Source organism: Seonamhaeicola aphaedonensis (assembly GCF_003386195.1).
GTDB classification, from domain to species: domain Bacteria; phylum Bacteroidota; class Bacteroidia; order Flavobacteriales; family Flavobacteriaceae; genus Seonamhaeicola; species Seonamhaeicola aphaedonensis.
This window is the reverse complement of sequence record NZ_QRDX01000003.1, coordinates 1-12,475: the sequence shown is the minus strand read 5'-3', so window position 1 is coordinate 12,475 and position 12,475 is coordinate 1. Positions and strand designations below refer to the sequence as shown.

The window sequence follows — 12,475 nt, the reverse complement described above, 5'->3', positions numbered from 1 at the left end:
CCACGACTAACTAAAAGAGCATGAGCAAAAAAACAAACTATTCATATATAGGTATTGCATTTATAATTTTGGTTTTTGGAATGATTTTCTTTGATGACATCATGGATAGGATTTTGAATAATGAAACCAGCACTACAGAAGGTAGAAGTGAAAATATTAGTAAAATTGAAAAGCATAAATCTAAATTATCAGACTTGCTTTTTTTACAAGGAGAAGATGGCAATAATAAACAAGTACCTGAGTTTAGTTTTATTAATCAAAACGGTGAGACTATCACTAACAAAGATTACGAAGGTAAGGTTTATGTTATTGAGTTCTTTTTTACAACGTGCCCAACCATTTGTCCGAGAATGAATCATAATTTGGTTAAAATTCAAAATGAATTTGAGGATTTTGAAAATTTTGGTGTGGCATCATTCACTATCAATCCAGAATATGATACTCCAGAAGTTTTAAAGTCTTATGCCGATAGTTATGGAATTACTAACCAGCATTGGCATTTAATGACAGGTGAAAAAGAAGCTATTTATGAATTAGCAAACCAAGGGTTTTACATTTATGCTGCAGAAAATAAAGATGTAGAGGGCGGTTTTGAGCATTCGGGTAATTTTGCTTTAGTAGATAAAAACGGATTTATAAGATGTAGAAAGGACGCATCTGGAAATCCTATTATTTATTACGAGGGTATAACTTCTGAAGAAGAGCAGGTAAATGATGAAGGTCAAAGCGAACAAATAAGTGCCTTAAAGGAGGATATTAAAAAATTACTAAACGAATAGCTTGGTGATTCATAACAAAGCAAAAAATTTTATAATTATGGGACAACAAGAGGTTTCAAACGATAAAAAATATAATAAATTGATTGTAGCATTATCTATTATAATTCCATTAGCTGTTGCGGCTCTTTTTGGCATTCGAATAGATTATGAACTACCTGTTTTTTTACCACCTATTTATGCTTGCATTAATGCTGTTACTGCGTTAGTATTAGTATTAGCCTTTATAGCTATTAGAAACAAAAAAGTAAAGTTGCACAAACTGTTAATGACCTTCGCCATTGTGTTGTCTGTATTATTTCTGCTTATGTATATCGCTTACCATATGACCAGTGATTCTACAAAGTTTGGTGGGGATGGTATTACCAAATATTTTTACTATTTTATTTTATTAACGCATATTTTAATGTCTATTGCGGTAATTCCTTTTGTTTTAATTACGTATGTGAGAGCTATCACAAATAACATTGAGAAACATAAAAAAATAGCAAAAATTACGTTTCCATTATGGTTTTATGTGGCTATTACTGGTGTGGTGGTTTATATAATGATATCACCCTATTATTAATAAGTTGTAATAACCACAAATAATATACTGTCTCATTAAAAATGACATGAAAAATAAAGCTCTCTTTTTTCTCTTTTCTATTCTCTTTTTTTTAAAGACCAATGCACAATGTGCTATGTGTAGGGCAGTTTTAGAGAGCGAGGAAACCCAGAGTGCAGCAGAAGGCATAAATAATGGTATTAAGTATTTAATGGCCGTTCCTTATATACTTATAGGAGGCATCATATTTTTTATTTACAGAAAGTACGGTACGTTAAAAAAATAATAAAAACTTTATAGTGTATTATTTGTAACATTTCTTTGTATTATGAGTCTTATTTTTAGACTATTCAAGCTACAGTAATCTACACAAAATGTTAGAAATAAAACAATTACACAAATCCTATCCTATAGGAGACTCCCATTTGCATGTTCTAAAAGGAATAAACCTATTGGTTAAGGAAGGGGAAATGGTAGCTATTATGGGGTCATCTGGATCTGGAAAATCCACATTACTTAATATAATTGGCATGTTAGACCATGCAGATTCTGGAGATTACATTCTAGATGGTTTGCCAATTAAAAACCTCACCGAGAAAAAAGCAGCAGAATATAGAAATAAGTTTTTAGGGTTTATTTTCCAGTCGTTCAATCTCATCAACTACAAAAATGCCATGGAGAATGTAGCATTACCTTTATATTACCAGGGAATGAAACGTAAAGAGCGTCAGGAGCTGGCCATGTTTCATTTAGAAAAGGTTGGGTTAGCAGATTGGGCGCATCATTTACCCAAAGAATTATCTGGAGGACAAAACCAACGTGTGGCCATTGCTAGAGCATTAGCTGCAAATCCTAAATTATTATTGGCTGATGAACCCACAGGTGCTTTAGATATGTCTACTTCTTATGAAATCATGGAATTCATTCAGCAATTAAACGATGAGGGCAAAACTATTTTGATGGTAACTCACGAAGAGGATATTGCTAATATGTGTAAACGAATTATAAGACTTCGTGATGGGGTTATAATGGAAGATACTACAATAAAACAAGTAAGAGCCAAACAACATGTTTGATTTAGATCTATGGCGGGAAATATTTCAAAGTATCAATAAAAATAGAGCCAGAGGCCTTTTGTCTGGTTTTACAGTGGCATTTGCCATTATGCTGTTTACTATACTTTTTGGTATTGCTAATGGTTTAGAAAATACTTTTGATGAACTTTTTGTAAAAACTGCAGATAACGCTATTTATATTTACAGTGGAAGAACATCAAAACCATACAAAGGGCTTCAAGTAGGCAGGAAAGTATCTCTCTATAATGAAGATTTTGAACATATAAAAAACGAATATAGAAACAAGATTGAATATATAACTCCAAAACTAAACCGTAATTTTCAAGTTTCATATATCAATAAAAAAGGAAGTTACAATGTGATAGGTGTTCACCCTGATGCTCAACATATTGAAAAGGTTAAAATTAAAGATGGTAGGTTTATAAATCTCAATGATATAAAAAACCATTTAAAAGTCATTATTATTGGTAGATTGATTGAAGAGGATTTATTTGGCAAAATTTCAGCCATTGGTCAATATATAAATTTAGAGGGTATAAATTATAAAGTAGTTGGAGTTTTTACAGACAACGGCGGCGATTCTCAAGAGCGTTTAGCTTATTTACCTACCACTACCGTACAACAAATTTATATTGGTAAGGATGCAGTAGGAGAAATTAATCTTACCTATAACAGAAAAATGTCTTCGGATGAGGCATTAACTTTTGGCACAGATTTAACTAAAAATCTAAGAAAAAGAAAGAACGTGGCTCCAACAGACCAGCGTGCTATTAGAGTTAACAATATGGCATTACAAACAAAAGGTATTGAAACCATGACAGGTGGCCTAGGTATTTTAATTTTTATTATTGGCTTAGGTACTTTAATTGCAGGTATCGTTGGTATTAGCAATATTATGATTTTTATTGTAAAAGAGCGTACTAAAGAAATTGGTATTCGTAAAGCATTAGGGGCCACACCAAAATCAATCGTTTCAATTATTTTAATAGAATCTGTTTTAATTACTGCCTTGGCAGGATATTTAGGTTTGCTAATAGGAGTGGGTGTTTTAAAATGGGTAGGCCCTAGTTTAAAAGAGTATTATATCACTAATCCAGAAGTGCATCCTAATATCATTTTAACAGCAACAATTGTATTAATTGCAGCTGGAACCTTGGCAGGATTTGTTCCCGCACAAAAAGCATCAAGAATTAAACCAATAATAGCGCTTCGTAATGGTTAAAATATTTGGTTTTTTATTTGATAAAGATACTTGGCAAGAAGTACAGGGAAGCCTAAAAAAAAATACACTTAGGTCTATTTTGACTATGGTAGGTGTTTGGTGGGGTATTTTGCTACTTATTGGTCTTCTGGGTTCCGCAAGAGGTATTGAAAATAACTTTAATGTGCTTTTTGAAGATTTTGCTACTAATAGTGTATTTGTGGGAGGTGGTAAAACAAGTATGCCATTTAAAGGTTATGAAGAGGGTAGACCCGTTATTTTGAGGTTAGATGATGTAAAAAAGGTTGAAGAAAATGTTGAGGGTATAGAATTGGTAGTCCCAAGAATAATGGGTAATGCTGTTTTAAGTAGAAAAATATTTTCTGGCTCATTTAACACTACTGGAGATTTCCCTATACTAAATGAGGTAGCTAAACCAGACTTAACCTTAGGACGTTTTATAAATCAAAGTGATATTGATGAACAAAAGAAAGTGGTAGTCATCTCTGAAGATGTTTATAAACAGTTATTTGAAAAAGATGAAGACCCTATAGGTGAATTAATTTCAGTTAGCAAGACTAATTTCAAAGTAATTGGAGTTTTTAAGTTGGTCAATTTTGGTGGTCCTCAGTTAGATGTCCATATGCCATTTACAACATTTCAACAACTATACAATCGTGGCGATAGAATTGATTGGATGATGATTACTGGTAAGCCTGAATATAATATCAATCAAGTAGAAGCAGACGTAAAATTACTACTTAAAAATCTGAAAAAAGTAAATCCTAATGATAACAGGGCTTTTTTCGGTTTTAATTTAGGTGATAGGTTTAGTCAGTTCACAGGCTTTTTAAAAGGTATGCAATTTCTAACATGGTTTGTGGGTATTGCCACTTTAATTGCTGGGGTATTTGCCATAGGAAGTATTTTACTAATTACAGTTAAAGAGCGTACTAAAGAAATTGGAATCCGCAGAGCATTAGGGGCCACCCCAATAATGATAAAGAGACAAATAATTGTAGAGTCGGTTACATTGGCAATTATTGCCGGATTTATAGGGATTATTTCAGGAGGTGTTATTTTAATGTTGATTAATAATGCCATGTTAAACAGTAATGAACCTTGGATGCGGAACCCCTCGGTTTCTATAGGAATGGTTTTTTTATCATTATTAATCGTTGTAATTCTGGGTACTTTAATAGGTTTAATTCCTGCGAATAAAGCAACTAGCGTTAAGCCAATTGATGCCCTTAGAGAAGAGTAAAAAATAAAATAAAAATGAATAAATCAGTAAAAGTTATTTTAGGTATTGTATTGCTACTTGCATTTGTAGCTGTTTTAAAATATTTTAAAGATGCCAATTCAAACCAACGCGATGATTTTGATGTTGAAAAGCCTTTTTTCACTACAATTAACTCTAAAATAGTAGCTACAGGAAGTCTTAATCCAGAGGAAGAAATAGAATTAAAACCTCAAATCACCGGAATTATTGATGCTATTTTTGTTGAAGAAGGAGACCTTGTTCAAAAGGGTGATTTAATTGCCAAAATCAGAATCGTACCTAATGAGCAATCTTTGGCAAGCGCAAATAGTAGGGTAAATACAGCACGTTTATCCTTTGATAATGCTAATACACTTTTTAAAAGAAATAAGATTCTTTTAGAGAAGGGTGTCATTTCAATACAAGATCTTGAAAATAGTGAGTTATCTTTAAATCAAGCTGAAGAAGCTTTAAGACAAGCAAAAAATGATTATCAAATTGTTAAGCAAGGTTCTATATCTGGTCAAATTTCTGCCAATACAAATATTGTGGCGCAAATATCTGGAACCGTTTTAGAAATTCCTGTAAGAGAAGGTGATCAGGTAATTCAAAGTAATAATTTTAACTCAGGAACTACCATTGCCACAGTTGCAAATATGAATAAAATGATTTTTGAGGGTCAGGTTGATGAATCTGAAGTGGCATTGTTAGAAGAAGGGAAGGCTATTGATATTGTTATTGGGGCTTTAAACCAGAAAAGGTTTCCGGCCAAATTGGTTTTTGTAGCACCAAAAGGCACAACCGATAATGCAGGCGCAGTTCAATTTACTATTAAAGCAGATGTTGAAATTGAAGCTAATAATAATATAAGAGCGGGTTATAGTGCCAATGCCGAAATTGATATTGAAAACAAGGATAGTGTTCTAAGTATTAAAGAAGCACTTGTGCAATATAACCGAATCACAGAAAAACCATTCGTTGAAATTAAGGTGGCAGAAGGTAAATTCAAAAAACAAAATATTGAATTAGGATTATCAGATGGAATTAATGTGGAGGTTGTAGAAGGTGTTAAAGAGGGGGATGAATTAAAAGTATGGAATAGGGCATCAGATGATAAAGATAACAACGAAGATGAGGAAGAAAAATAACAAGGTTATGAAAAGTGTATTTTTAATTGGCTTACTTCTACTATCTGTTTTAAGTTTTTCGCAACAAAAAAAATGGACGCTTCAGGAGTGCGTAGAATATGCTATGGAGCATAATATTTCAGTTCAACAATCTGGTTTAGATGTTGAGCAGGCAGAGATTAATAAAAAAGATGCTTTTGGTAATTTTTTACCGTCTTTGAATGCATCAGGTAACCATTCTTGGAATATTGGTTTAAACCAAAACATAACCACAGGTTTGTTAGAAAATCTCACTACTCAGTTTACCTCTTTTGGTTTAAATTCCAATATAGATATTTATAGAGGTTTAAGAAACATAAATTCATTGCACCGTTCTAATTTAGCAATTTTGGCAAGCCAATATCAATTAGATAGAATGAAAGATGACACAGCTTTAGCTATTGCTAATGCTTACTTGCAGATTCTTTTTAATAGAGAACAGCTAAAAGTATTGAATGGTCAAAATCAATTGACAAAGGAGAATTTAAAACAAACACAAGAGCTTATAAATGCTGGTGTTATTCCTCAAGGCGATATTCTCGAATTACAGGCAACAGATGCCAATCAGGAGCAACAAATTATCTCTGCACAAAACAATTTATTTTTATCTAAGTTAAACCTTGCCCAATTATTGCAACTAAATGATTATCAATACTTTGATGTTGAAATAATTTCATATGATTTAATAACCGAGGATATTTTAGAACAAAGTCCATCAGTTATAGCAGAACGTGCTAAGCAAGAACTAAATAATATCAAAATTGCTCAAGCAAATTTAGAGTTAGCAGAATACGATGTAAAGTTAGCAAAAGGCGCTCTTTTACCAACCCTTTTGGGATTTTACAGTTACAGTACAAGGGCATCTTATAGCGACCAAGTTTCTGGTTTTGAGCTTGACTCTAACAATCCAACATCTGTAATTGGTACTGTAGAAGGAACTAATCAAAACGTATTAGCTCCAAATTTTAGGTCTATTATAGGTGGTCCAGATCCATTATTTGATCAATTTGCTAGAAACGATGGTCATAATTTTGGATTGCAACTTAATGTGCCTATTTTTAACGGGTTTGTATCAAAAAATAATGTAGAAAGAAATAAAGTGAATTTGGAGCGGTCTAAATTTCAATTAGAGCAAGCAAATCTTGATTTAGAAGCAGCTGTATATCAGGCTTATAATGATGCCAAAAATGCAAAACAAGCCTTTGATGCGGCCACAAAAACAGCCAATGCTAGAGAGCAAGCTTTTAAATATATAAATGATAGGTACGTGCTTGGAGTAACGAATTCATTTGATTTTAATCAATCTAAAATTCAATTTGAAAATGCTCAGGCTGAAGTAGTTAGAACCAAGTACGACTATATTTTTAGATTAAAAATTTTAGAGTTCTATTTTGGAATTCCAATAACACAGTAATCATTTTTGGCTTATATTTTAAACATAGAAACGGCAACAACTAATTGCTCTGTGGCACTTTCAAAAAACGGCAAGACTATTGCCTTAAAGGAAGACTATAAAAATGGCTATTCGCATGCCGAAAAGTTGCATATATTTATAGAAGAGGTTTTAAACACTGCTAAAGTTAGTGCTAACAACTTAGATGCTATTGCCATTAGTAAGGGGCCTGGGTCTTATACAGGTTTACGTATAGGTGTTTCTGCAGCTAAAGGGCTAGCCTTTGCCTTAGATAAACCATTAATTTCTGTTCCTACATTGGATGTTTTAGCACAACAAGTAAACTGTAAAAAGGGAGTTATAGTGTCTATGTTAGACGCTAGAAGGCTTGAGGTGTATTCGGCTGTCTACAATTCAAATCACAATCAAATAAGAAATACCCAAGCCGAAATATTAGTAACCGAGTCATTTAAAGACTATTTAAAAGAAAATACAGTATACTTTATTGGGAATGGAGTTATGAAAACAAAGGAAATTATTAAAAATGATAATGCTGTTTTTATTGAAGAAAGACTACCCTCTGCTAATGAAATGAGCGCTTTAGCCTACAATAAATATAAAATAGGCAACACCGAAGACGTCGCCTATTTTGAGCCATATTATTTAAAAGATTTTGTGGCTTTAAAACCAAAATCTTAATTATCCTTTTTTCTGAATTTCAACCTGATGAGGGTATGGAATTTCAATACCTGCTTTGTCAAGCGCTAATTTGGTATTCTCGGTAACATCAAAATAAACATTCCAATAGTCTTCCGTTTTACACCAAGGTCTTACAGCAAAATTCACAGAACTATCTGCTAATTCTAGAACGGTAACAGCAGGTGCAGGATCTTTTAATACTTTAGGGTGTGAGGTTAATACATTCATCATAACCTCTTTAGATTGTTTAATATCAGCGTCATAACTAACGCCAAATACTAAATCAACACGTCTTGTTCCCTCGCTAGTATAATTGATAATGTTTCCATTTGAAAGGGCGCCATTAGGAATAATAATTTCTTTGTTTGACAATCCTGTTAATTTTGTAGTGAAGATTTCAATTTCTTTAACAACACCTATTTCTCCCTGAGCCTCAACTAAATCCCCAATTTTGATTGGTTTAAAAATCATGATTAATACACCACCTGCAAAATTACCAAGAGATCCTTGAAGTGCCATACCAATTGCTAAACCTGCAGCTGCTAAAATGGCTGCAAACGAGGTGGTTTCTACCCCAAGTTGGGAAAGAATAGCTAAGAATAGTAAGATTTTTAAGCCCCAGCCAATAAGATTAAGGAGGAATTTTTGTAAACTTTCGTCATAATTCTGTTTTGTCATTACTTTAGCAATGCCTCTATTAACTCTTTTAATAATCCATGAACCGATTATCCATATGGCAATAGCACCAACAACTTTGATACCGTATTCTACAATAAAACTTTCTGCAATTTCAAGATACTTACTTACTTCCATAATTTGTTTTATGTTTTTGAATTGTAAAATTAATAACTACTTTAAATTAATTCAACTTTTAAAAGATTAAAAAATAGTAAAATATTTATTTGATTTTCTATTTGATGTGACCCACGAAAGCGTTTAAGGTCACAAAAAATATTATTTTTTCATTAATCCAATGGCTTGAGTAACCTCTATAACTGGAAGTTTACAGGTTTTGTTTACACAAACATAAATTAATGTTTTATCAGAATTATACCTGTTTAAAAGTAAAGGCATGCTGCTCTTTTTGGTGCTGCCAGCAATTAGTTTGTTTGGTATGTAGGTTTTATTAAGCTCCTTTATTTTTTTATTGGTGTCTTCACCTAAAATAGCAATTTCGTAAAACGGATTAGTATAATTCAACATTAAATCTAACCAGTTTGAGTAACCCGAGGCATATTCCTGAATTTCGGGCTTTATATTATTTAACATAGTCATAGCTGTTTTGTTGTAATAATCATTATCGAAATAATGTCCTAATTTGAAAAGGTTTTTAGCCATTATAGAATTACTACCTGGAATAACATTGTCTCTATACTCCATACTTCTTGAAACTAAAGCAGTGTCTTCATTTGAAGTGAAGAAAAACATACCTTTATTAACATCATAAAAATGGTCAAACGTGTAATTAGTTAAATTTCTGGCGGTATGGAGCCATTTTGTGTTTTGCGTGTTTTCATATAGCGCAGTAAAGGCATCAATTATGGTTGCGTAATCTTCCATATAACCATTAATTTTACTCAATCCTTCTTTGTAAGTGTGATTGAGACCACCATCTTCTCTTATTAATTTATTGGAAATAAAATTTGCGTTATTTAGTGCTATTTCTAGGTATTCATCATTTTGAAATACCCGGTAGGCATCAACATAGCCTTTTAACATCAAACCGTTCCAAGAGGCTAAAGTTTTATCATCTAATCTAGGTTTTGAACGTTCATTTCTAATGTTAAGCAGTTTACTTTTCCATGATTTTACTTTTTTGTTAAGAGCTTCTTTAGTTATATTATGTCTTTTAGCGATGGAAACATCATCGTCTTTTCTTATAAGAACATAGTTGTCATGTTCCCATAAACCATAGTTATTAATATTGTAATAATCAGAAAACAAGTCAAAATCAGTTTCTAAAATAGTTTTGAGTTCTTTTTTATTCCAAACATAAAAAGCACCTTCTTCTAATTCGTTAAGTCCATTCAAACTGTCGGCATCTAAGGCAGAATAAAAAGCCCCTTCATGAGTGGTTAACTCTCTTTTTATAAATTGAAGTGTTTCTTCAACAACATTTTTGTATAATTCATTTTTATCAATGAGATAAGCGTCGGCATATAAACTTACCAATTGCGCATTATCATAGAGCATTTTTTCAAAATGAGGTACATGCCATTTTTCATCTACAGAATACCTAGAGAAACCACCTCCAACTTGGTCATATAAACCACCATAAGCCATTTTAGTCAAAGTGAGATTTACATAATCTAAAAGTTCTTGATTATTATTTTGGTAAGCATATCTCAATAAAAAGTGATAGTTATTGGGTATCATAAATTTAGGTGCTCTATTGAGTCCACCAAGCTTGTGGTCAAACATAAATGACCATTTTTTTACGGCTGATTCTATAAATTCAATATCAAATTTTGGTTGGTCTGTATTGGTTTTAATCACATCAATAGACTTGAGTCCCTTTTCAACTTTATCGGCTTGGGTGTAAAGTTTGTCAGGTTGTTCTAAGTAAAGTTTTGATATTTGTTCTAGAATGTTTATCCATTGATTTTTTGGAAAATAAGTGCCCGCCCAAACGGGTCTTCCATCTGGTAAAGCCACTACATTTAATGGCCAACCGCCACTACCAGTCATAATTTGAACAGCATTCATGTATACTTGGTCAACATCAGGTCGTTCCTCTCTATCAACCTTTATGTTTATATAGTTTTTATTCATTACAGAGGCCACCAAATCATCTTCAAAACTTTCATGTTCCATAACGTGGCACCAATGACATGCAGAATAGCCTATACTAACAAGTATAAGTTTTTTCTCTGCTTTTGCTTTTGCCAGAACATTGTTCTTCCAAGTTTTCCAATCTACAGGGTTGTGGGCATGTTGAAGCAAATACGGACTTGTTTCGTTAATAAGGTCGTTAGTGTATTTATATTTCATATCATTTACATTATAACCATTTTTTTATCAATAAACTAATTTGAAGTAGTGGTGTGTTCAAAAGTTCCTGAAAAATAAAGATATAACTAAAGAGGCGTTCATTTCATGAACGCCTCTTTATAATTCTAAAAACATTTAAAATTATCCGTTGATAGCTTCAACAGCATCCACTTTATCTGGAAGCATTTGCTTAAGTATATTTTCTATACCATTTTTTAGGGTAAATGTTGATGAAGGACATCCGCTACAAGCACCTTGAAGTAGCACGCTTACATATTTAGTGTCTTTATCATATGATAAAAATTGAATATTCCCACCATCACTGGCAACAGCTGGCTTAATATACTCTTCCAAAATATTTACTATTTGTTTAGAAACATCATCTAAGGCTTCAAAATTTGAATCTTTTTGTTTTGTAGTTTGTTCAAGTTTTTCAGCAGCTTCTGGAAGCACCACTTGTTTTCCGCTTTCAATAAATTGTTTGATAAATTCTCTCAATTGAATGGTGATATCTTGCCATTCAGTAATATCATACTTAGTAATTGAAACATAATTTTCTTCAATAAAAACACCTTTTACAAACGGAAAATGAAACAATTCTGTCGCTAGAGGCGAGAGTTTAGCTTCGTCAATAGACGTGAACTCACACAGGTTGGTTACAATTTTTTTATTGGCAACAAATTTCATTACCGACGGATTTGGAGTAGCTTCGGCGTAAACGGTAACAGGTATTTTTTTAGGAGCCTCGGCTTCATTGATAACAATTCCACCATCGTTTAAGTAAGCTTCAATTTGTTCGGCTACTTCATCTTGTACGTCTTCCCACTCAACAATGTTATAGCGTTCTACGGCTATAAAATTTCCTGAGATATAAACCTTTTTCACAAAAGGTAAATAGAACAACTGTTGAGATAATGGAGAGGGTTTTGCTTCATCAATGTTGTTAAATTCAAAGCTTTGATTTTTGGTAATAAACTGATTTACCTCAAATTTTATAATATTGTTATTTGACGTTTCTTGCACAGAAACCTTGAAAGTATTCATTTTAGCTAATTTTTCACAAAAATACTAAAAGAAAACTTTAGATATGCATATATTTGAAGTAGTGTCAACTTATAAGGTAAAGTATGTCTTTATCCTTTTTTTTTGTAATTTTTTAATAATCAAGACGTTTGTATAACACTGAACCTACTTGGTAATAAAGTTTATGAGATTAAAAAATATAATAAGAGTGTTAGTGGTAGCATTATTTACTAACACTGCTATTTCACAAGAAGGCTTACCCATTTATACTGATTATTTAACGGATAATTATTATTTAATTCATCCATCTATGGCGGGTGCAGCTAACTGTGCAAAAGTTAG

12 protein-coding genes and 1 pseudogene are annotated in these 12,475 nt (G+C 32.4%); 10 read left to right on the top strand and 3 right to left on the bottom strand.

Annotated features, from left to right (window positions below; genetic code table 11):
- Positions 1–20 precede the first annotated feature (20 nt).
- The 9 genes from DFQ02_RS05855 (at position 21) to tsaB (ending at position 8,119) form a co-directional block, all read left to right on the top strand.
- The gene (locus tag DFQ02_RS05855; RefSeq protein ID WP_116040076.1) at positions 21–779 is read left to right on the top strand and encodes an SCO family protein; all 759 of its coding nucleotides are present in this window, start codon (positions 21–23) and stop codon (positions 777–779) included.
- 37 nt (positions 780–816) lie between these two features.
- Positions 817–1,344 carry a DUF420 domain-containing protein gene (locus tag DFQ02_RS05850; protein ID WP_116040075.1) on the top strand — a complete coding sequence of 176 codons (528 nt, stop codon included), beginning with the start codon at positions 817–819 and terminating at the stop codon, positions 1,342–1,344.
- A 46-nt stretch (positions 1,345–1,390) separates the two neighbouring features.
- Positions 1,391–1,609, top strand: a complete 219-nt coding sequence (locus DFQ02_RS05845; protein ID WP_116040074.1) for a hypothetical protein — start codon at positions 1,391–1,393, stop codon at positions 1,607–1,609.
- Between the two features lie 88 nt (positions 1,610–1,697).
- Positions 1,698–2,399: an ABC transporter ATP-binding protein gene (locus tag DFQ02_RS05840; protein WP_116040073.1), complete on the top strand. Its 702-nt coding sequence runs from the start codon at positions 1,698–1,700 to the stop codon at positions 2,397–2,399.
- A complete protein-coding gene (locus DFQ02_RS05835) occupies positions 2,392–3,621 on the top strand; it encodes an ABC transporter permease (RefSeq protein WP_116040072.1) in 1,230 nt (409 codons plus the stop codon). Before DFQ02_RS05840 ends, DFQ02_RS05835 begins: the two co-directional genes overlap by 8 nt.
- Positions 3,614–4,864 (top strand): ABC transporter permease, encoded by a 1,251-nt coding sequence (locus DFQ02_RS05830; RefSeq protein WP_116040071.1) that lies wholly within the window; start codon positions 3,614–3,616, stop codon positions 4,862–4,864. The genes DFQ02_RS05835 and DFQ02_RS05830 overlap by 8 nt, the downstream gene beginning before the upstream one ends.
- Positions 4,865–4,878: 14 nt before the next feature.
- Positions 4,879–6,009, top strand: coding sequence for an efflux RND transporter periplasmic adaptor subunit (locus DFQ02_RS05825; protein WP_116040070.1), 1,131 nt, complete (start codon positions 4,879–4,881; stop codon positions 6,007–6,009).
- Between the two features lie 7 nt (positions 6,010–6,016).
- Complete coding sequence (locus tag DFQ02_RS05820) at positions 6,017–7,441, top strand: TolC family protein (RefSeq protein ID WP_116523805.1); 1,425 nt, start codon at positions 6,017–6,019, stop codon at positions 7,439–7,441.
- Between the two features lie 6 nt (positions 7,442–7,447).
- On the top strand, positions 7,448–8,119 hold the full coding sequence (tsaB, locus tag DFQ02_RS05815; RefSeq protein ID WP_116040069.1) for a tRNA (adenosine(37)-N6)-threonylcarbamoyltransferase complex dimerization subunit type 1 TsaB: 672 nt from the start codon (positions 7,448–7,450) through the stop codon (positions 8,117–8,119).
- Here tsaB and DFQ02_RS05810 read toward each other — a convergent pair whose 3' ends face one another.
- The 3 genes from DFQ02_RS05810 to DFQ02_RS05800 all read right to left on the bottom strand — a co-directional run bounded on the left by DFQ02_RS05810 (position 8,120) and on the right by DFQ02_RS05800 (position 12,154).
- The gene (locus tag DFQ02_RS05810) at positions 8,120–8,932 is read right to left on the bottom strand and encodes a mechanosensitive ion channel family protein (protein WP_116040068.1); all 813 of its coding nucleotides are present in this window, start codon (positions 8,930–8,932) and stop codon (positions 8,120–8,122) included.
- A gap of 141 nt (positions 8,933–9,073) precedes the next feature.
- The gene (locus DFQ02_RS05805) at positions 9,074–11,110 is read right to left on the bottom strand and encodes a thioredoxin domain-containing protein (protein WP_116040067.1); all 2,037 of its coding nucleotides are present in this window, start codon (positions 11,108–11,110) and stop codon (positions 9,074–9,076) included.
- Between the two features lie 141 nt (positions 11,111–11,251).
- Positions 11,252–12,154, bottom strand: a complete 903-nt coding sequence (locus DFQ02_RS05800) for a NifU family protein (protein ID WP_116040066.1) — start codon at positions 12,152–12,154, stop codon at positions 11,252–11,254.
- Between the two features lie 163 nt (positions 12,155–12,317).
- Between DFQ02_RS05800 and DFQ02_RS15315 the strand changes: the two are divergent.
- Positions 12,318–12,475: pseudogene (locus DFQ02_RS15315) on the top strand (type IX secretion system membrane protein PorP/SprF); the annotation flags it as partial.

Bases quoted from the DNA above. Each gene is read 5' to 3' on its own strand.
- DFQ02_RS05810 (WP_116040068.1), bottom strand. From the start codon at position 8,932: ATGGAAGTAAGTAAGTATCTTGAAATTGCAGAAAGTTTTATTGTAGAA.
- DFQ02_RS05845 (WP_116040074.1), top strand. From the start codon at position 1,391: ATGAAAAATAAAGCTCTCTTTTTTCTCTTTTCTATTCTCTTTTTTTTA.
- DFQ02_RS05855 (WP_116040076.1), top strand. From the start codon at position 21: ATGAGCAAAAAAACAAACTATTCATATATAGGTATTGCATTTATAATT.
- DFQ02_RS05800 (WP_116040066.1), bottom strand. From the start codon at position 12,154: ATGAATACTTTCAAGGTTTCTGTGCAAGAAACGTCAAATAACAATATT.
- DFQ02_RS05850 (WP_116040075.1), top strand. From the start codon at position 817: ATGGGACAACAAGAGGTTTCAAACGATAAAAAATATAATAAATTGATT.
- DFQ02_RS05830 (WP_116040071.1), top strand. From the start codon at position 3,614: ATGGTTAAAATATTTGGTTTTTTATTTGATAAAGATACTTGGCAAGAA.
- DFQ02_RS05840 (WP_116040073.1), top strand. From the start codon at position 1,698: ATGTTAGAAATAAAACAATTACACAAATCCTATCCTATAGGAGACTCC.
- DFQ02_RS05820 (WP_116523805.1), top strand. From the start codon at position 6,017: ATGAAAAGTGTATTTTTAATTGGCTTACTTCTACTATCTGTTTTAAGT.
- DFQ02_RS05805 (WP_116040067.1), bottom strand. From the start codon at position 11,110: ATGAAATATAAATACACTAACGACCTTATTAACGAAACAAGTCCGTAT.
- DFQ02_RS05835 (WP_116040072.1), top strand. From the start codon at position 2,392: ATGTTTGATTTAGATCTATGGCGGGAAATATTTCAAAGTATCAATAAA.
- DFQ02_RS05825 (WP_116040070.1), top strand. From the start codon at position 4,879: ATGAATAAATCAGTAAAAGTTATTTTAGGTATTGTATTGCTACTTGCA.